25 protein-coding genes are annotated in these 19763 nt (G+C 36.4%); 18 read left to right on the top strand and 7 right to left on the bottom strand.

Features of this window, described 5'->3' with window-relative positions:
* Positions 1-77 precede the first annotated feature (77 nt).
* The 3 genes from B4F31_RS09250 to B4F31_RS09240 form a co-directional block, all read right to left on the bottom strand.
* Positions 78-749, bottom strand: a complete 672-nt coding sequence (locus B4F31_RS09250; protein WP_349675924.1) for a tRNA pseudouridine synthase A — start codon at positions 747-749, stop codon at positions 78-80.
* 32 nt (positions 750-781) lie between these two features.
* Entirely contained in the window at positions 782-1579 is a 798-nt protein-coding gene (locus tag B4F31_RS09245) for a lysophospholipid acyltransferase family protein (protein WP_075327194.1), read from the bottom strand.
* A 160-nt stretch (positions 1580-1739) separates the two neighbouring features.
* Entirely contained in the window at positions 1740-2381 is a 642-nt protein-coding gene (locus tag B4F31_RS09240) for an NUDIX hydrolase (protein WP_075327195.1), read from the bottom strand.
* Between B4F31_RS09240 and B4F31_RS09235 the strand changes: the two genes are divergently transcribed.
* Positions 2380-3141 carry a peptidylprolyl isomerase gene (locus tag B4F31_RS09235; RefSeq protein ID WP_075327196.1) on the top strand — a complete coding sequence of 254 codons (762 nt, stop codon included), beginning with the start codon at positions 2380-2382 and terminating at the stop codon, positions 3139-3141. The two genes, B4F31_RS09240 and B4F31_RS09235, sit on opposite strands and share 2 nt — an antisense overlap.
* Here the strand turns inward: B4F31_RS09235 and B4F31_RS09230 are convergent.
* Complete coding sequence (locus tag B4F31_RS09230; protein WP_075327197.1) at positions 3138-3854, bottom strand: RDD family protein; 717 nt, start codon at positions 3852-3854, stop codon at positions 3138-3140. The two genes, B4F31_RS09235 and B4F31_RS09230, sit on opposite strands and share 4 nt — an antisense overlap.
* Before the next feature lie 34 nt (positions 3855-3888).
* Between B4F31_RS09230 and B4F31_RS09225 the strand changes: the two genes are divergently transcribed.
* From B4F31_RS09225 to B4F31_RS09190, 8 genes are all read left to right on the top strand, one after another.
* Positions 3889-4866 (top strand): stage II sporulation protein M, encoded by a 978-nt coding sequence (locus B4F31_RS09225; protein WP_286761185.1) that lies wholly within the window; start codon positions 3889-3891, stop codon positions 4864-4866.
* A complete protein-coding gene (locus B4F31_RS09220; protein ID WP_093306013.1) occupies positions 4847-5704 on the top strand; it encodes a hypothetical protein in 858 nt (285 codons plus the stop codon). The genes B4F31_RS09225 and B4F31_RS09220 overlap by 20 nt, the downstream gene beginning before the upstream one ends.
* Complete coding sequence (locus B4F31_RS09215) at positions 5704-6462, top strand: hypothetical protein (RefSeq protein WP_075327200.1); 759 nt, start codon at positions 5704-5706, stop codon at positions 6460-6462. Before B4F31_RS09220 ends, B4F31_RS09215 begins: the two co-directional genes overlap by 1 nt.
* Positions 6455-7669 carry a DUF4350 domain-containing protein gene (locus B4F31_RS09210; RefSeq protein WP_075327201.1) on the top strand — a complete coding sequence of 405 codons (1215 nt, stop codon included), beginning with the start codon at positions 6455-6457 and terminating at the stop codon, positions 7667-7669. The genes B4F31_RS09215 and B4F31_RS09210 overlap by 8 nt, the downstream gene beginning before the upstream one ends.
* Positions 7650-8651 (top strand): AAA family ATPase, encoded by a 1002-nt coding sequence (locus B4F31_RS09205; protein ID WP_208225899.1) that lies wholly within the window; start codon positions 7650-7652, stop codon positions 8649-8651. The genes B4F31_RS09210 and B4F31_RS09205 overlap by 20 nt, the downstream gene beginning before the upstream one ends.
* Positions 8651-9982: a DUF58 domain-containing protein gene (locus B4F31_RS09200; RefSeq protein WP_286761162.1), complete on the top strand. Its 1332-nt coding sequence runs from the start codon at positions 8651-8653 to the stop codon at positions 9980-9982. The genes B4F31_RS09205 and B4F31_RS09200 overlap by 1 nt, the downstream gene beginning before the upstream one ends.
* A 247-nt stretch (positions 9983-10229) precedes the next feature.
* The gene (locus B4F31_RS09195; RefSeq protein ID WP_075327204.1) at positions 10230-10649 is read left to right on the top strand and encodes a DUF2141 domain-containing protein; all 420 of its coding nucleotides are present in this window, start codon (positions 10230-10232) and stop codon (positions 10647-10649) included.
* A 105-nt stretch (positions 10650-10754) separates the two neighbouring features.
* The gene (locus B4F31_RS09190) at positions 10755-11711 is read left to right on the top strand and encodes a LysR family transcriptional regulator (RefSeq protein ID WP_075327205.1); all 957 of its coding nucleotides are present in this window, start codon (positions 10755-10757) and stop codon (positions 11709-11711) included.
* Positions 11712-11785: 74 nt separating this feature from the next.
* Here B4F31_RS09190 and B4F31_RS09185 read toward each other — a convergent pair whose 3' ends face one another.
* The 3 genes from B4F31_RS09185 to B4F31_RS09175 form a co-directional block, all read right to left on the bottom strand.
* Entirely contained in the window at positions 11786-11983 is a 198-nt protein-coding gene (locus B4F31_RS09185; RefSeq protein ID WP_075327206.1) for a hypothetical protein, read from the bottom strand.
* Positions 11984-12118: 135 nt separating this feature from the next.
* Positions 12119-12919, bottom strand: coding sequence for a TIGR00266 family protein (locus B4F31_RS09180; RefSeq protein WP_079734281.1), 801 nt, complete (start codon positions 12917-12919; stop codon positions 12119-12121).
* A gap of 1 nt (position 12920) precedes the next feature.
* Complete coding sequence (locus B4F31_RS09175) at positions 12921-13373, bottom strand: DUF4442 domain-containing protein (RefSeq protein ID WP_075327208.1); 453 nt, start codon at positions 13371-13373, stop codon at positions 12921-12923.
* Between the two features lie 145 nt (positions 13374-13518).
* On the opposite strand from B4F31_RS09175, the gene B4F31_RS09170 reads away from it, so the two are divergent.
* The 9 genes from B4F31_RS09170 to B4F31_RS09130 all read left to right on the top strand — a co-directional run bounded on the left by B4F31_RS09170 (position 13519) and on the right by B4F31_RS09130 (position 19718).
* Positions 13519-14055 (top strand): DUF4870 domain-containing protein, encoded by a 537-nt coding sequence (locus B4F31_RS09170; RefSeq protein WP_093306002.1) that lies wholly within the window; start codon positions 13519-13521, stop codon positions 14053-14055.
* Complete coding sequence (locus tag B4F31_RS09165) at positions 14052-14396, top strand: PadR family transcriptional regulator (protein WP_075327210.1); 345 nt, start codon at positions 14052-14054, stop codon at positions 14394-14396. The genes B4F31_RS09170 and B4F31_RS09165 overlap by 4 nt, the downstream gene beginning before the upstream one ends.
* Complete coding sequence (locus tag B4F31_RS09160; RefSeq protein WP_075327211.1) at positions 14389-16125, top strand: PspC domain-containing protein; 1737 nt, start codon at positions 14389-14391, stop codon at positions 16123-16125. Before B4F31_RS09165 ends, B4F31_RS09160 begins: the two co-directional genes overlap by 8 nt.
* Positions 16122-16265: a hypothetical protein gene (locus B4F31_RS09155; RefSeq protein WP_156858148.1), complete on the top strand. Its 144-nt coding sequence runs from the start codon at positions 16122-16124 to the stop codon at positions 16263-16265. Before B4F31_RS09160 ends, B4F31_RS09155 begins: the two co-directional genes overlap by 4 nt.
* Before the next feature lie 65 nt (positions 16266-16330).
* Complete coding sequence (locus B4F31_RS09150; RefSeq protein ID WP_093306000.1) at positions 16331-17149, top strand: GIN domain-containing protein; 819 nt, start codon at positions 16331-16333, stop codon at positions 17147-17149.
* Positions 17150-17192: 43 nt separating this feature from the next.
* Positions 17193-17426 carry a hypothetical protein gene (locus B4F31_RS09145; protein WP_093305998.1) on the top strand — a complete coding sequence of 78 codons (234 nt, stop codon included), beginning with the start codon at positions 17193-17195 and terminating at the stop codon, positions 17424-17426.
* Positions 17427-17541: 115 nt separating this feature from the next.
* Complete coding sequence (locus B4F31_RS09140; protein WP_286761161.1) at positions 17542-18159, top strand: alpha/beta hydrolase; 618 nt, start codon at positions 17542-17544, stop codon at positions 18157-18159.
* 16 nt (positions 18160-18175) lie between these two features.
* Positions 18176-19030: a pirin family protein gene (locus tag B4F31_RS09135; RefSeq protein ID WP_093305994.1), complete on the top strand. Its 855-nt coding sequence runs from the start codon at positions 18176-18178 to the stop codon at positions 19028-19030.
* Between the two features lie 52 nt (positions 19031-19082).
* Positions 19083-19718: an MOSC domain-containing protein gene (locus B4F31_RS09130; RefSeq protein WP_093305992.1), complete on the top strand. Its 636-nt coding sequence runs from the start codon at positions 19083-19085 to the stop codon at positions 19716-19718.
* The last annotated feature ends 45 nt before the right edge of the window (positions 19719-19763 follow it).

Below are 19763 nucleotides of genomic sequence, written 5' to 3'. Positions count from 1 at the left end.
CCGGTACTATGTAATCCATTTGCATTTCAACGCCGGGTTTTAGGCTGTTTTCCAAATCTTCCAGTGTCAATTCTCCTCTACCAAGTTGCAGCAAAAGCGCCCATCATTAACCTTACCTGGTGCCTTAGGAAACCGGCGCTATGAATATGAAAAATATAAGATTTTTCAGGAAAAAAACTGGCGGTGATTTCGGTATTTTCAACTAATTCAGATTTTATAATCTCACGCTCAAAAGTGCTGTTTTCTGAAACCCGCACGCAGTAGTTCCTAAACTGGTGTTTACCTTCAAAAAGCTTTGCTCCCTTTTTCATCAATTCAATATCCAGATCAAATTGAAAATTAGCCATTAATGGCGCACAGAAAGGATGATTTTTCTCTCCAAAACTAAATAAATAAGCATATTCTTTAAGTTTTGGATGCTGAATAATATTGAATTTCGCATCTACTTCGGTGATGGCAAGCGCCCGAATATCCTGTGGTAAATTCTGGTTGAATTCTCTTAAAAACTCATCCAGATCGGAAAGTGGTTCATAATATAAAAACAACTCAAAAGCCGACTCCTGGGCAGAAACCATAGCATCGGTTCTACTGGTGCCCAAAATTTTAAACTTTTGTTCAGGCATCACATAACGCACAGTTTTTGTAATTAATTCTTCTACTGTTTTTACATCTGGCTGCTTTTGCCAGCCGTGTAAACGATAGCCTAAATACTGAACTTTAATAAGGTAAAAATAGCGCCTGGGTTGCAATGGTTGAGTTTTCGTGGTTGGGATAACTTTTTTTAATATGCCCTTTTCTTATTTAGTTCTTCCATTTCTTTAATTGCATCAGAAGGAATAACCTTAAGAAAAGAAGGGTGCTGCTCTATGGCATACTCAAGCTTGCTCACAATTTCTTCAACAGAATCATTTTCGTAATCTATGTCTAGCGGTTCCTTAATTTGCATAGTTTGCAAAATACCGCGCTTTTTGATCCTGATTCCTTTTTTATCAAAAGAACGCCTAAAACCATCAATTACAATAGGAATTACCACCGGTTTATATTGTTTTATAATGTGTGCAGTTCCTTTTCTAATGGGTTTAAATGGTTTGGTAGTTCCCTGTGGGAAAGTTATTACCCACCCGTCTTCCAGGGCCATACCAATATTCTTTGTATCGTCTGGATTTACTTTTCGCTCAACTTCTTCGCCTTTTGCACGCCAGGTTCTTTCAACACTCACAGCGCCGGCATAAGCCATAATTCTATAAATCAAACCGGCATTCATCGTTTCTTTAGCCGCTACATAATAAATATTGAGTTTTGGCTGCCAGATATACCCTATATTTTTAATGGAATCTACCCGTCCGCTTAAACTCGCATTAAAAACGTGGAACATCGCGGTTACATCAGCAAAATAAGTTTGATGATTAGAAACAAAAAGTACATTGTTATCGGGAAGGTTTTTAATGATATCTGAGCCTTCAATGCTAAGTTCATTATAACCGCGATAACGGCGGTGGCTAAGTAATCCGAAAATACGGATAAGCCACTTTTTCAGAAATAAAAAATGCCCAAATGGATTTCTTTTAAATAATCCCATAGTTTAATTTTCAGTTCTTACTTTTTGTATAATTCCAGTTCGATTAAATTAGGAAACCTAATGAAAAAATATAATTTAATTATGAAACAAGCTGGGCACTATTTTAAATCTCGATTATCGAGTAGAAATTAAGCCCGGCAAATATAGTAATTCTTAGTTTTTAAAAGCTTTTTCTAAAAATTTCCCGAATTTCACTCAACATCATCCCCGTAGCTCCCCAAACAATTTGTTCATTTAATCTAAATGCAGGAACAACCATTTTACTTGAGTAACTTGTGCTCAACTCCTGGTTCACAAAGTTAGAATGATCTAAAAAATGATCTAAATCTACCTCTAAGATGCGTTCTACTTCACTTTCTTGCGGAATTAAATTCGGCGTTTTTTCCAGCAAACCTAAATAAGGTTGTACCCAAAAATTACTGGGCGGAATGTACAAACGGGTAAGCTCTCTTATTACTTCAATATTATTCCTGGGAATTCCAACTTCCTCTTCTGTTTCACGTAAAGCAGTTTGTTGCAGGTTATCATCTTCAGGTTCAACGCGGCCACCGGGAAATCCAATTTGATTAGAATGAACGCCTTTATAGGTTTTTCTTAAAATTAGAACCAGATGAGTTTTTCCAAAATTATCGGGATAAAAAACCGCCATAACACCAGCTTTATTAGGCTTAAGGCTTTTAATATCAAGATTTCTCATCTCTTCAATGCGGTTGCCGGGCACTAATTTATGATGCGCCTTTTCTCCCGGAAGGACAATTTTTTTTAAATTTGGTATCCTGTCTTTAAAATCCTGAAAATCCATGAAAATCTCGCTTGCTTTCGTTTATCTTTTTCTAATTCTTTTTTTTGCAAGTTGTGAAGATAAGGAATCTTCCAGTAAAAATGCTTCGGAAAAGCCTTTAGATAAAGAAGAAGTTAATCAAAAAACTTCCAAATTAGATTCACTGAGAGCAAAATATAGTAAAGCTGAAGAAACCTCTTACCAAAGCGATTCTATTCAAAGCAACAAAGAGTTTCCCATTGCACAGGAAGAATTAATTCCATTTCTAACTCAGTACGGGAAAGAAAATCCGGAAACCCGGGTGAGAATCATTACCAGTTTTGGCAATATTGAAGTAGAACTTTTTAGAGATACTCCCCTACACCGCGCCAATTTTATAATGCTGGTAAAAGAAGGTTATTTTAACAGTACCTTTTTTCATCGTGTTGCTCCCGGCTTTGTGATTCAGGGAGGGAATTCAGATAATGTTACTACTCCCCGCCAGCGCTCACAAATTGGAGATTATTTAATTCCCAGTGAATTTGATACCGGCCATAAACATACTTACGGAGCTTTTTCAGCAGCAAAATATAGTGAGCAAAATGTGAGTAAAGCTTCTTCGCCTTTTGAATTCTTTATTGTTATGAAAGAAAACGGAACCCCACATTTAAATAACGACCATACTGTTTTTGGGCGTGTAACCAAAGGAATGGAGGTTGCCGAAAAAATTGAAGAGGTTGAGACCGGCCAATCTGAATGGCCAATTAATAACGTGGAAATGGATATTGAAATAATTAATTAGGCCCGCTGGGTATAATAATTATAATCTGTAATTACCTGCTGAATAAATTCCATAGGAGACTCCTTCGGTTGAGTTTCCAGTAATTCTGATAATTTTTCTGAAAGTGATAGAATAAGTCGGTGGTTATGACTTCTTCTCGCAGTTTGATAGAGGTTTTTAATATTTTGTACATCTGCATCCTTTAAAACACTCACCTGCGGATATTTTGGTCGGTAGCCTTCAGGAACATCTACTGCCAGGCTTCGATTTAAATTCGTTCTTGGTTTTTCAGAAATCACCGTGGTTTTTGCAGCTAGATCGCCCAACCGCTGCCCTTTTCCGTTTAATAAAATAGTGACCACCGCAATAGCTCCACTACTAATAGAAATATCAATAAACCGAAGCAACCACCTGATTAAATATTCAGCAAAAGCGGGCCGGCTGCCATCTATCTTTACTACCCTAATTTGTAAAGCGGCCTTTCCCGGGGTTTGCCCATTATATAAACTCTCCCATAATAAATAATATAATAGCGAAGGCAAGCCCATTACAAGGTAGTAAACCCATTGCCCTGCGGCATCAAGCCCCGTACCGGCCAAAGCCAAAGAACTTATTACTATATACAACCCAATTATAAAAGCATCTACGATAAAAGCAAGGATACGATCGCCCACGCTCGCAACATTCTGATTAATACTTATATTTTGAGCGGTTTCAATTTGAAAATTATCCATTTAATCTGTTTCTTTGAGTCATAATAGAAAAACCATGCGAGAAGCTGCATTTGTGAAGCAAAATAAGGATAAATGGCTTAAATTTGAAAGCCAGCTTCAAAATAAAAATATACTGAGACCAGAGCAGCTCTCTAATATTTATATTGAAATTAGCGACCATCTAAGCTATTCCAGAACGTTTTATCCTAAAAGCAATATTACTAACTATTTAAATCAGTTAGCCGCTTCAGCGCATCAAAAAATCTATAAAAATAAAAAAGAATCACAAAACCGGTTTATCACCTTTTTTACAAAAGAATTCCCATTGTTTTTCTATAAGTTTCAGAAACAATTATTGCTAAGTTTTTTAATTTTCGCGCTTTTTTCTGCGGCGGGCGCATTTTCAGCAGCATCAGATCATACTTTTGTGAGAAGTATTTTAGGCGATGCCTATGTGAATATGACTTTACAGAATATTGCTGAAGGAGATCCTATGGCGGTTTATAAAAAAATGTCTGAAACCGATATGTTCCTGGGAATTACGATCAATAATATTCGGGTCTCGCTAATGGCTTTTAGTATGGGAATCCTCGCAGGAATTGGCACGGTGTTTATTTTAATGCAAAACGCAGTAATGCTCGGATCCTTTCAATATTTCTTTTACGACCAAGGCTTACTTTGGGAATCTGCCAGAACAATTTGGATTCACGGTACTATTGAAATTTCAGTAATTATTATTGCGGGTTGCGCAGGACTGGTAGTTGGAAAAAGTATACTTTTCCCCGGCACTTACACTCGTCTCACCTCTTTTGTAAAGGGCGTTAAAAACGGATTAAAAATCGTGATTAGTACCATTCCATTTTTTATCCTGGCGGGATTTCTGGAAGGCTTCGTAACCCGATTAACCCAAATGCCCGATTGGCTGGCGATTTTAATTATTGGTAGCTCCCTGGCACTAATTCTATTTTACTATATTTTTTACCCCATATTTCTACATAAAAAACAACAAATTCATGAAGCAGGATTACATTGATTTTAAGCAACAGCGAGAGCTGGGCGATATTATAAGCTATACGTTTAAGTTTATTCGTGAAAATTATAAAGCCTATTTTACAAGTGTTATAAAAATTTCCTGGCCGGCGTTTCTGCTTTTAATCGCTGCCGTATCTTACTATTCGTATACCACGGTTGGTAATTCTTTAATGTTCAATCAGGATGGCGGGTTTTTTATCGGTTTTGGCTTATTAATGGTTGGGCTACTATTATATTTCTCAGTAATGAACGTGGCGGCATTTCATTTTATAAAATCTTACGTTACTAATAATGGAGAAGCCAGTCACCAGGAGGTTAAACAAGGCGTGAAAAAAGATTTAGGAAAAATGTTTGGACTTGGCGCCGTTACCTGGATCTTGATTTTCGCCGGACTTATAATTTTTATTCTGCCCGGAATTTATTTAAGTGTTCCGCTTAGTATTGCGGCTGCGGTACTTGTTTTTAAAAGCGAAAGTATTGGCGGTAGCATTTCTGAAGGTTTTCACCTGGTAAAAGATAATTGGTGGATGAGTTTTATAAGCCTTTTCTTAATCTGGCTTATCGTGTATATCATCAGCCTTATTTTTCAACTACCGGTGCTCATTTATACTTTTGTAAAAATGTTCACAATTATGGAAGAAAATTCGGCTTCTTCAACAAATGTTGCCGAGTTATTTGATTGGGTTTATCTCACCTTAACCATAATTGCGTCTGCCATTCAATACCTGCTTTACGCCATTACACCAATTGGGGTTGCTTTTGTTTATTATAACCTTAATGAAATAAAATACTTTACCGGCGCCTACGAAAGCATTGAAAATCTTGGTAAAAACAATTAATGATTAAAGTCTTTCTTCTTTTCAGTTTTATTTTCTTCGGAAACTTAATTCCGCAAGAGCAAGCGATGACTGATTCTACGGAAGTGGTTCAGAATTCCTCTGAAGAAAATCTGGAGAAAGCTAATTTTGATGCTGAAAAAATTGAAGCTTATAAATCTGATAAAGCATTTGATTATCTAGAAAAGATTGAAGAAGATTCCTGGTGGACCCGCTTAAAACGTTGGATTAACCTTAAATGGAATGCTTTTTTGCAATGGCTTTTTGGCGATTACCAAACCAACGCTTTTTGGAGTGCAGTTCTCTCAGCTTTACCCTATATATTCCTAATCTTAGTCCTTGGTTTAATTACCTGGCTTTTTATTAGATTAAATCCAGGGAATGCAGTGATGGCTGCACCTATTACCGGAAGAGTCAATCTTCAAAAAGAAGAAGAAATCGTAAAATCGGCAGATATCTCTTCATTAATTGAAAAAGCGATTCGAGAAGAAAATTATCGCCTTGCTGTTCGGTATTTATACTTAAAGAGCTTGCGTTTGCTTGATCAAAAAGAGCATATTTCGTATAGATTTCAAAAAACAAATGAAGATTATATTAACGAAATAAAGGAGACTGAAATAAAAAGCCAGTTCACCAAAATCACCCGACTTTACGATTTTATCTGGTATGGGGATTTTGACCTTTCTAAATCGCGTTTTCAGAAAGTAAACCGGGAATTCAGCCAAATGGAAAATAACCTAAAAAGCGGAAATAATGGGTAAGACTTCAAAACTCTTCTTTGCTGCATTCCTGCTTTTGGTAATTTTTCTCACTTACCTGGAAGCTACAGAACCTGAACCGGTAAACTGGACGCCCAGTTATATGAGTGACGATAAAATCCCACTGGGAAGTTTTGTTTTTTATGATAGCTGGAAAAATACTGAAAACTGGAAATTTGAAGAAATTGACGTTCCACCATTCGAAAAACTATCTGATAGCCTGGAAAACGGCACCTATTTTTTCCTCAATAATGCCGTGTATTTTGATCAGGATGAGTTAAATAAATTGCTTGATTGGGTTTCTAATGGAAATCATCTTTTTATATCGGCCAGGGGAATTAGTCCCGAGTTGTTAGATACACTTCATTTAGAAAATAAGGTTTTTATTCCTAAAAACGATCTAAGTTCAAAACCACAATTGAATTTTGAAAACTCAGCTTTAAAAAAAGAAAACGATTTTAAGTTTAAAAATGAATTTTCGTCACTTTACTTTCATCAAAAAGACAGTGCGCAAATCGAAGTTCTGGGAAAAATTAATATCCAGGGAGATGAAAAAAACAGTCAACCTAATTTTATAAGGTCCGATTTTGGAAAAGGGAAAATTTACCTGCATAATACCCCTGAAGCTTTTGGGAATTACTTTTTACTAAGCAATAAGAATTACGAATATGCCGAAAATATCCTGGCTTATATGGAAATGGGAAACCAGGTATTTTTGGATAATTATTATAAAGCCGGAAAAACATATTATTCTTCCCCGCTTTATATTTTACTAAGTGATACCCGCCTTAAATGGGCCTATTATTTTCTGCTGGCCGGCTGCGTTTTGTTCATTATTTTTGAAGGAAAACGAAAACAGCGGTCTATTCCGGTGGTAGATCCTTTAAAAAATCAGAGTTACGAATATGCCAAAACTGTTGGAAATCTTTATTTAGAAGAAAAAGAATATGAAGAATTGATCTCTAAGAAAGTCAATTTATTTCTTGAATATATTCGTTTACAATATAAAATTTCAACAAAAACCATAGACGAAGAATTCTATACCTTACTGGCGGCAAAATCTGGAAACAGCGTAGCTTCAGGAAAGAAACTTTTTGAGAAAATCGAAAAGCTCTCAAATAATAAAAGTGCCGGTAAAAGTGAATTTTATGAACTTTCTGAGGCAATAAATAATTTTAAATCACATTCCAATGGAAAACGAAATAAATAATGAAAACGAATCTTTAGATTTTGGCAGTCGCATCCCGCTGGACGATCTTAAACAAGCGGTTTCAAGTTTAAAAAACCAACTGGCCAAAGTAATTGTAGGTCAAAACGATTTTGTAGAACTCTTAATTGCAGGCCTGCTTTCTAACGGTCACGTTTTAATTGAAGGTGTGCCCGGTGTGGCCAAAACCTTAACCGCAAAATTATTTGCTAAAAGCCTGGAAACAAACTTTAGCCGAATTCAATTTACACCAGATTTGATGCCGAGTGATGTTTTAGGAACTTCGGTCTTAAACGCGCAAAAAGGTGAATTTGAATTTAAACCCGGACCCATTTTTTCCAATATCGTTCTAATAGATGAAATTAACCGCGCTCCTGCTAAAACCCAGGCAGCTTTGTTTGAGGTGATGGAAGAGCGCCAAATTACCATAGATGGGGTGCAGCATGATTTGGAAGCGCCATTTATGGTCCTGGCTACACAAAATCCTATAGAACAGGAAGGAACTTACGCCCTGCCCGAAGCCCAATTAGACCGTTTTTTATTTAAAATTGAAGTGGATTACCCCAGTCTTGAAGACGAAATAAATATTCTAAAAACCCACCACGACCGCAAGGGCTCGTTACCTATTTCACAGATTGAAGCTGTTTTGAATCCTAAGAATCTAAACGAGTTAAAAGGCCAGATTCAGGAGATTATTGTGGAAGAAAAACTGATGCATTATATTGCCAGTATTGTAGGTAAAACCCGTAATCACTCTCACATTTATCTTGGGGCTTCTCCCCGGGCATCTATCGCGGTGATGAACGCTTCTAAAGCATTTGCAGCAATAAACGGAAGAGATTTTGTAATTCCAGAGGATATTAAAAAAGCACTAAATCCTGTTTTAGCGCATAGATTAATTATTAGTCCCGATCGTGAAATGGAAGGAATTACTGCCAAAGAAGTAATAGAAATGATCTCGCAATCTGTAGAAATTCCACGCTAGTGCTTAACTTCTTAAAATCTTTATATTTAAATCAGCGTTTTTTCTATGCGATCTTTGCTATCGCATTGCTCTTTCTATTTTCTTATTTCTTTGATTTTTTATACGGATTCACCTGGGTTTTAAGCCTTATCCTGCTATTGTTTTTTCTAGCCGAGTTGGTTAGCCTGTATAAATCTAACCGAATAAATGCCGAAAGAATTCTTCCGCAGAAATTCTCAAATTCAGATGAAAATGAAGTGGAAATAATCCTGGAAAATAACTATGGCTTTTCTATTTATACTGAAATTATTGATGAAATCCCTATACAGTTTCAAAAGCGGGATTTTTTAAAACAATTAAAGATTGGCGCCGGTAATTCTGAAAAATTCAGCTATTATTTACGGCCAGTTGCTCGTGGGGAATATTACTTTGGAAAACTAAACATTTACGTTTTTACCCAAATTGGGTTAGTGAAAAGACGCTCGGTTTTTGGAAACAAGCAAATGCTGAAGGTCTATCCATCTTTTATTCAGATGAAAAAACTGGATTTTTTAGCTATAGATAATCGTTTATCACAACCAGGATTAAAAAAAATTAGAAGGATTGGCCACACGATGGAATTTGAACAAATTAAGGAATATGTGCCGGGAGACGATGTGCGAACCATAAACTGGAAAGCTACCGCCAAACAGGGCGACCTTATGGTAAACCAGTTTCAGGATGAAAAAGCGCAACCAATCTATTCAATTATAGATACCGGCCGGGTAATGAAAATGCCTTTTAATGGTTTGAGTTTGCTGGATTATGCAATTAATAGTAGCCTGGCTTTTTCTAATATAGCGCTGAAGAAAAAGGATAAAGTTGGGCTAATTTCTTTTTCATCAAGAATTGGAAACATCTTAAAAGCCAATGCAAAACTAAGCCAGTTGCAACAAATAATGGAGCGTTTATATAATATCAATACTCAATTTCCCGATTCAGATTTTAATATGCTTTACAGTAATTTGCGACAAAGAGTTACACAACGCAGTTTGCTGATGTTATACACCAATTTTGAACATATTTCGGCTTTAAAAAGACAGCTTCCCTATTTAAAGGCCATTAATAAAAAACACGTTTTAGTGGTTATATTTTTTGAAAATACCGAGTTGGATAAAGTGATAAGTAGCAGTCCTGAGAATACTACCGATATGGCTCACCAGGTAATTGCGGAAGGTTTTGCCCACGATAAAAAACTAATGGCCGCCGAATTAAGGCAACACGGGATTAATACTTTACTCACCAAACCCGAAGATTTAAGTATAAATGCCATCAATAAATACCTTGAAATTAAAGCGAGGGGAATACTCTAATCCCGCCATTACAAGCAACGCAGCACGTTGTAATCCTTTATCTGGAAGTTAGTATATTTGACGAGTTCGCTCCAGTCTTAAACCAATCCCAATTTTCTTTCGGTCTTTCCTCTTTACTCTTTTTTCTCTTTTCTTTTGAAGAATCTACAATTCAGCACTCAAAAATTACAACTCGGTATTATTTATTAAATCTAAAGGATAAATCAAATTAGTTTTGAGGCTATAAACCAATAAAAATTAACTAATTATGAAAACAATTGCCATTTTATTTAGTCTCTTTCTTTGCAACCTTGCTTTAGCCCAAACAGAAAATTCGGGTAACATTCGTGTTAGTGTAGATAACATTGCATCGGAAGAAGGAAAAGTTTATTTCGCCCTTTTTAATGAAGATAATTTTCTTAAACAAGCACCAGTAAAGGGAGAAGTAAGTGAAATTAAGGACGGTGTTGCAATGGTCACTTTTAGTGAAATACCACCTGGAACCTATGCTGTAACTGCCTACCATGATAAAAATGGGAACCAGAGAATGGATTTTGAATCAAATGGTATGCCTACTGAAGATTATGGAGTCTCTAACAATCAAATGAATTTATATGGGCCACCAATCTGGGAAGATGCGAAATTCAATTTTGATGGCGAGAAGAAAGAAGTAAACCTCAGGTTTTAGTTTCAAAAGTTTAATATTCTTCTTTGCGTATAGATAAAATCATATTTATTTTAATTCGGAATAGAAAAAACCAATACATTTGCAGTAATAATAAAGCTTCAAGTTATGACGATTACACAACTGCATTATGTATTGGCGGTTGCCGAACATAAGAATTTCACCAAGGCGGCACAAAAAGTGTTTGTAACCCAGCCTACCTTAAGCATGCAAATTCAAAAGCTGGAAGAAGAACTGGATGTACAGATTTTTGATAGAACCAAAAAACCTATTCAGCTTACTGAAACCGGGGAAAAAATTGTGCAACAGGCGCGAAATATTGTGAATGAAAGTGACCGGATTAAAGATATAGTAGATCAGCAAAAAGGATTTGTAGGTGGTATTTTTAAACTAGGTGTAATTCCCACGGTTATGCCTACTCTACTGCCTATGTTCATCAATAATTTTATTAAGAAATATCCTAAAGTAAAGCTTAAGATTGAGGAACTAAATACCGATGCAATTATTGAACGTTTAAGAGAAGGACATTTAGATGCTGCAATTGCCGCAACCCCACTTGAACTGCAGGGAATCAAAGAAAATGTACTTTATTATGAACCATTTGTAGGTTATATACCAAACAGTCACAGGCTTCATAAAAAGGAAAAGATTGAAATCAACGACCTGGATATAGACGATATGTTGCTGCTTGAAGATGGGCATTGTTTTAAAGATGGTATTCTTAACCTATGTAAATCTTCCAGAAATTACGACGATGATCATTTTCAGTTGGAAAGCGGAAGTTTTGAAACTTTAATAAAACTGGCTAACGAAGGTTTAGGGATGACACTGCTCCCCTATTTGCATACCCTTGATATTAAAGATTCTGAAAAGAAAAATTTAAGGATGTTTGCAGAGCCGGTACCCGCACGAGAAGTAAGCCTTATCTACAACCGCAGTGAATTAAAAATGCAGATTATTGAAGCTATACAAAGTACCATTGCAGGTGTTGTAAAAGGTGCTATCGCTTTTCACAATGTGAAAATTATAAGTCCTGTGAATAAGAAAAAAGAATACCAGGGATAAAATAATTCCTACTGTTTTATTTTAAACAAAGGAAATTTTATTGAAAATAAAAAGCGGCTCAAAAGCCGCTTTTTTTATGTATTTAAATAGGTTAAACATTGATTAAGTTCAGGATTTTTGCGGGTTAGTGCTATAATCCAGATACGAAGTTCCTCTATTTCATGAGGTAAAAGTCGTTGAAGTGCTTTTTTCACTTCTCTACAAAACAAGATGGGATCAAAACTGACTTTATCCAGTACAGTTTTGGTGTATTCAAACATCGCTCTTGCCATAATTTGAAAGATTTAAATTAGAAGTTAGGTTTAAAAAAGTAGAAATCTTTTAATAGGCTAACGGATTTTTTAAAAGCACCTAAATATAATAAAAAATTTATAAAGATCTTTTAATTTACCGCTGTTTAACAATTCTTAAAATCGCCGATCGCCACTTATCACATCACCTATACCGCCAAGAATACTACCTTCTCCTTTATCTTTCCCACCTCCTTGTGGTGCAGCCTGCCAAATTCGGTTAGCCAGGCGGCTAAAGGGAAGCGATTGCACGTAAACTGTACCCGGGCCGGTAAGGGTTGCAAAGAAAAGTCCTTCCCCGCCAAAAAACGTATTTTTAATTCCGCCTACAAATTCAATATCATAATTTATATCCTGGGTGAAGCCAATAATACAGCCTGTATCTATCTTTAATTTTTCACCGGGAGATAATTCTTTTCTTGCCATCGTGCCACCGGCGTGAACAAAGGCCATCCCGTCGCCTTCCAGTTTTTGCATAATAAAACCTTCACCTCCAAAAAAACCGCGCCCCAGTTTTTTACTGAATTCAATTCCTACCGAAACTCCTTTGGCAGCGCATAAAAATGCATCTTTCTGGCAAATAAATTTATTTCCATATCGGGTAAGATCTATAGGAATAATTTTTCCGGGATAAGGTGAAGCAAAACTAATACGCTTTTTGCCCTGAATTTCATTACTAAAAATCGTCATGAATAAACTTTCTCCGGTAAGCAAACGTTTGCCCGCACCTAAAACTTTACCCAGGAAACCTTCGTTTTCTTTAGAGCCATCGCCAAAAATAGTATCCATTCTAATCCCATCGTCCATCATCATAAAATTACCGGCTTCGGCAATAACAGCTTCACGAGGATCCAGCTCTAATTCTACATATTGCATTTCTTCCCCAAAAATTTGGTAATCTATTTCGTGTGCATTCATTTTACTTTGCTTTTATAGTCCATTCAAACTCAAATACGGCCACCTGTTCACCAGTATCGTTTATTCCCGTAGATTTCATCCATAAGGTTTGCCCTTCGCCCGTGGCAAGTGTTTTCTCTATAGCTTCGTCTATTAAATGACCATCATAACAGTAGAAATTAATCTTGCCCGTCGCTTTTTTGGTAAACGTGGCCCTATTTTGCGCAACCAGCATAGAAATTTTTCTATTAGACTGTTTAATTTTTCCCATTACCAACGCACCGGTGCTTAATTCTGCTGCCATTGCCTGCACAGCGAAGTACATACTATTAAATGGGTTTTGATTTATCCATTTATACTTCACACCTACTTTACAGGTATCTTCTTCAATCTCACTTACCCGAACCCCACAAAGCCAGGCGCTTGGCAGTTTCAGCATTAGAAATTTATTGAGTTTATTCTTATTTAATGTCATTAGAAATAGTTTGTTTTTAATAAATGTATTCAAATTAATCAATATGACTTCAGAAATAATTTCATAAAAATATGTTAATTTTTAGTACTATGTTTTGCAAAATACCTTCTTTTAACCATATATTTGTAATGTAAATTAATAGGTTATGAACTCAAAGATAGCAAAAGAAGAAAAAACACTGGCCACAATCCTGCATTTATCGGTCTTTAGTAAATTTATTATTCCGTTAGGGAATTTTATATTTCCACTAATATTATGGCTCACTAAAAAAGAAAAGCCCTTCATAGACGATCACGGCAGGAAGGCAATCAATTTTCAAATTAGTCTCTTTCTCTACACCATTTTAATATTGGCCGTAGGAATTTCAATTATTCTTTTTCAGGCTATTCGGCTGGGTGGTGATGTACCCTTTGCAATTGGTCCCGAGCATTTTTATATAGACGAAATGGGCCAGGCAATTTCTATAGTCATCACGATTAGTGTATTTGCCATTTTGCTTTCGCTCTTGTTTTTCATCGAAATCTTTGCAGTGATAAGCGCAAGTATTAAAGCCAGTAATGGAGAACATTACTCTTTTCCGTTAAGCATCAATTTTATAGGAAAAGATTCTAATAATCATCATAATAACCATCAACAATCAAAAAATGAACAGTTTAACAACCCTCAAAACGAAACGCTATGAAGATAGAAAACACCAAGGCTCAAATGCGTAAAGGTGTACTGGAGTACTGTATTCTTTCAGTCTTAAAAGATGAAGATGCGTATGTAGCCGAAATCCTGGACACCCTTAAAGACGCGAAATTACTGGTGGTTGAAGGCACAATTTATCCGCTCTTAACCCGGTTAAAGAATGCAGGATTGCTCAGTTATCGCTGGGAAGAATCCAGCAGCGGACCACCGCGAAAATATTACGGACTTACCGATACCGGGAAACTCTTCCTAAAGGAGCTTACCGGCACCTGGGACGAACTCCAAACCGCTGTAAACGTTGTAACCAATCAAAAAAATAAGAATCATGAATAAAACAGTAAATATAAATCTTGCCGGTATATTCTTTCATATAGACGAGGACGCCTATGCCAAGCTGCAACATTATTTAGACGCTATTAAACGCTCTTTTACCAACACCCAGGGAAAAGATGAGATTATAGCAGATATTGAAGCACGTATTGCTGAATTGTTCAATGAGAAGAAAAAAGACGACCGCCAGGTTATTGGAATTAAAGAAGTAGAAGAAGTAATCGCCATTATGGGGCAACCCGAAGATTATATGGTAGATGAAGAGATCTTTGAAGATGAACCGGTTTATACAAAAACCACTAAATCTCCGGGAAAACAACTGTTTAGAGATACCGAACATTCTTATGTAGGCGGTGTTTCTTCTGGACTGGGGCATTATTTAGGAATAGATTTTATTTGGGTACGCTTACTTTGGATCTTGCTAACTATTTTTTCCAGTGGTGCGTTTATCCTAATTTATATTGCACTTTGGATCTTTGTTCCCGAAGCTAAATCTACAGCCGATAAACTTGCAATGCGTGGAGAGGAGGTCACTATTAGCAATATAGAAAAAAAGATTCGTGAGGGTTTTGATAATGTTACCGGAAAGGTAAAAGATGTAGATTATCAAAAATATGGCAACCAGGCTAAAAGCGGAGCTAACTCTGCTGCCTCTGCTATAGGTGATGTAATCGCTTTTATTTTAAAGGTATTTGTAAAACTAATTGGAATCATCCTAATATTAATAGCCGGTGCGGCATTAATCAGTCTTTTTATTGGCTTGTTTACCGTTGGTACCTTTGGTCTTATAGACGCACCCTGGAGTAGTTATGTAGAAATGGCAGTTAGTGGAGCGCCGCTTTGGTTACTGTGGCTAATTAGCTTTTTGCTGGCAGGAATTCCATTTTTCTTCCTGTTCATTTTAGGCTTAAAGATTCTTGTAGGCAGATTAAGGTCTATTGGGACCCCTGCTAAATTAGTCTTATTGGGATTATGGATACTGGCTTTTATAGGAGCATCGGTAATAGCGGTACAGCAAGCCACCCATCGTGCTTTTGATGGAGAACAGGTAATTACAGAAACACTGCAAATATCGGCTAACGATACACTTTACCTGGGAATGCAGGCCAATTCAAATTACTCATCCAGTATTTACAGAAGTTCAGATTTCAAAATTAAATATGATGAGAATGATGAAAAGGTAATGTACAGCTCAGATATTCGCCTAATTGTAAAACCAACTAAAGACTCCCTTGCCAAACTGGAAGTAGTAAAGTCGGCAGAAGGTAAAGATTACAAAGAAGCCAGAGAACGCGCTCAAAATATAATGTATAACACCAATTTTAATGACAACCAATTATTGCTGAACAGCTTTTTTACTTCGCCTGCAAAATATAAGTATCGGGATCAGGAAGTGCAAGTTACCTTATATTTACCCGAAGGCGCTAGCCTGGTGGCAGACGATAATACAAATTCATTTCATAGAAATACAGACTACTGGGGAGATATTTTAATAAACGGCGACGAAGAAAAAGTTTTAAAAATCACAGAAGATGCCGCTATTTGTGAAGATTGCCCGGTAGAGGAATGGGAAACCGAAAGTGAAGATGAATGGGATGAAGACGGCGACTTTAACGCCAGGATAAATTCTGGAGATGAAGAGGTAAACATTCAAATAAATAGTAGAGGGGTAACGGTAGATAAAAAACCGGTTAAAAAAGAAGAAGAAAATCCTGAAAATGAAGAATTATGATACAATTAGTTCTGCAATTACTAATGCTACTCTTCAACCTGGGAGAACCGGCACAAGAAAATGATCTACTGGTTAAAGATTACATAAAAAGTAATGAAATCTTATCCGAACACTGCATCATAGCTTTCAATGAATGCTAAGCAAGTCTTAAAAGCCTCCCATCCGGAGGCTTTTTTAGTATATTTGTGTTAAACCCTTATTTTTTATGAAAAAGATACTACTCTTACTAAGCATTTTTATGGCATTTAGCTGTGGTGCAAAAAAAGTAAAAGGAAGCAGAAACGTAACCACCGAAAAAACACGCTTAGCAGATTTCCATAGTGTAGAAATAGGCGGTGATTTTGAAGTTACCCTCAAGCAAGGATCTACCGCGATGATGGAAGTTGAAGCCGATGATAACTTACACCGAATAATAAGAGGCGAAGTTGTAGACCAGGTTTTATACTTAAAGCCTACAAAAAAGATAGGCCGAAGCAAATCGCAGGAAATAACACTGACTTACCCTCAAAATCTTGAAAAAATTACAGTTTCGGGCAACACAGAATTGGAAGCAGATGAAGATTTATATTCTGAAGAATTAAAAATAACCACGGCAGATGATGCTAAAGTATACCTAACCGTAACCGCAACCAAATTTGATCTTTTTAATGAGGGAAAAGCTGATGTAGAATTAAATTTAACTGCAGAAGATGCTTATTTTCAGCTTAACGAGTCTAGCGATATTAAAGCTTTGGTGAATGCACCCAGATTTAAAGTAGATATCTATGAAAAAGCCAGCGCTCGTATTGAAGGTGAAGTAGACGATCTACAACTACGCTCTGAACATTCTACTAAGTTTGACGGCAGAAGATTAAGTGCAAGAAACGCAGTAGTTATTGCTGAAGGTAAATCTAAAAATGAACTTGAAGTTCTTGAAAACCTTACACTTACTGCTAAAAACCGAAGCGAAATGGAACTTTATGGAAATCCAAAAGTAGATTTGGTTGAATTTTCAGAAAAAGCAGTACTGGCGAAAAAAGATTGAGTTTTTTGCCTACATTTAATCCTTATAACTAAAACTATTAACTATGAAAATTGCATTAAAATCAATTTTATTAATTCTGGCATTAAGCCTTACGGTTGTGTCCTGCAGGGAAGAAGAAGAGAAATCTGAAATTGAACAATTAGCCGAGGAAGAAGATGCAAAGGTGAAAGTGAAAGATGATAAGGTTAAAGTAAAGACCGATGATAAAAAGATTAAAATCAAAGAAGATGACGGCGAAGTGAAGAAAAAAGTAAAGATAGATAACGACGATAATTAATTAGATTAACGCTATCTATTCTCACTTAGTGAGTCAATTCTAAAAATTGTTTTAAAAGTCCCGTTTTTCGGGACTTTTTTATTGGTATTTAGTATCTTAATTTAAAATTATAACAATGCACAAAAAAGAGATATATACCGCGGGAAAAGAACTACGGGAAGCCGAAAAAGTATTGGTTTTAATCCACGGCCGTGGTGGCAGTGCCAAAGAATTTCTTTCTTTGGCCAATCAGTTAAACCCCCAGGACTTCGCAGTTTTAGCACCACAGGCTACAGATTTTACCTGGTATCCGAATTCATTTTTAGCACCAGTAGCACAAAATGAACCCGAATATTCATCGGCTTTAGAAGTTTTAGAAGAATTACTTGAAGACATTAAAGAAACCGGCATAGCATCAGAAAATATTTATTTTGCCGGATTTTCACAGGGCGCCTGCCTAACGCTGGAATTTGTAACCCGCAACGCCCAAAGATTTGGCGGGGTTGCCGCTTTTACCGGCGGCCTCATTGGCGATAAGATTTATACTGAAAATTATTCGGGAGATTTTAATGGAACTCCAATTTTTATAGGTACCGGAGATCCAGATCCTCACGTTCCGGTTGAGCGAGTAGAAGATTCAGCTGAAATATTAAGGGAAATGAATGCTAATGTAGAAGTGAAAATCTATAAAAACCGGCCACATACCATTTCAGAAGATGAGTTGAAACTCGCCAATAATTTTATTTTTAATTAAGAGTAAAATCAATTTTATGAGAAGCATTAAAAAAATACATACCGCGGTAAGTTCCCCTATCGCCGATCTAATTACTTATCGTGCCCTGCCCACAAATTCTGTAGATCATATAGATCCGTTTTTGTTTTTAAACCATCACGGCTACCAGGAATATCCTGTAAATAATAATGGATTGCCGTTTGGCCCTCACCCCCACCGGGGATTTGAAACTGTGACTTTTATTTTGAAGGGCGATTTAACCCATAAAGACAGTGGCGGATTTGAAAGTGTTATAAAAGCAGGTGGTGTACAATGGATGACGGCGGGAAAAGGACTTATTCACGCTGAAGTTTCTTCAGAAGAATTCAAAAAGAAAGGTGGCGAATTGGAGATTCTTCAGCTTTGGGTAAACTTACCGGCAAAACATAAAATGACCGAACCAAATTATGTAGGACTTCAGAAAGAAGATATTACGCAGCTAAATCTAAATGAAGGAAAAGTAAAATTAGCTGCAGTTTCAGGAAACTGGGAAGGTGAAAAAGGCGCTTTTGATCCATTAAACGATATCCAGATGGCTACTGTAAATTTTGCTGAAGGCGGTAAATATTCGGTAGAAATTCCTTCTGATAGGAATATTTTCTTTTACGTGATAAAGGGTAAGGTAAAAGTGAACGGGAAAGAAGCAAAAATGCATAACCTCGTTGAATTTAATAATGATGGTAAAAAACTGGAAATTGAAGCCCACAAAGAAAGCATCCTACTTCTAGGCCACGCTGTACCTTTCAACGAACCCATCGTTGCACAGGGTCCTTTTGTGATGAATTCACAGGAGGAAGTCCAGCAGGCTTTCCAGGATTATCAAAATGGTGAATTTGGAAATTGGAATGGGTGATTAAAGGTGAATACTCCTATTAATACCTTTTATAAAATAAATTTTTAGCTACGTGAAAATAATTTCAACCAATATTGGAAAACCGACTAAAATAATTTGGAATTCAAAAGAAGTACTAACAGGTATCTATAAAATACCTACCGATGAAGCTGTTTATTTGGCGAAAAACAATGTGATGAATGATGAAATTTCAGATCGTAAACATCACGGTGGTTTTTACAAGGCCTGTTATATATTTTCTGTAGAACAGTATCCATATTGGAAGAATCTTTATCCCAACCTGGAGTGGAACTGGGGTATGTTTGGAGAGAATCTAACCGTAGCAGATTTTGATGAAAGAAAGGTTTTCTTAGGTGATGTCTATAAAGTGGGTGATGCCGTAGTGCAGGTTTCAGATTATCGAGAACCCTGTTATAAACTCGGTTATAAATTTGGAGATCAAAACGTCCTGAAACAATTTATTAAAAGAGGTTATGCAGGAACCTATGTAAGTATTCTAGAAGAAGGATCTGTAGCGAAGAATGATCACTTCACTTTAATAGAGCGCCCTGATAAGAGTTTAAGTGTTGCAGAACTTTTCCATTTGATTTATGCAAAAGAAAAGAACCAGGACTTTTTGCAAATTGCTGTAAATAACCAGGCACTAGATCCTAAGAAAAGAACATTGCTGGGAAAATATTTAGTGTAATAGCCTTTTAATAGGGTCAAGAAAAAAGAGGCTGTCTGAAAAGGC

The sequence above is a fragment of the Salegentibacter sp. UBA1130 genome, assembly GCF_002311535.1.
Taxonomy (GTDB): Bacteria; Bacteroidota; Bacteroidia; order Flavobacteriales; family Flavobacteriaceae; genus Salegentibacter; species Salegentibacter agarivorans.
The sequence above is the reverse complement of the archived record's forward strand: the minus strand, read 5'-3'. Positions and strand labels throughout refer to the sequence as shown.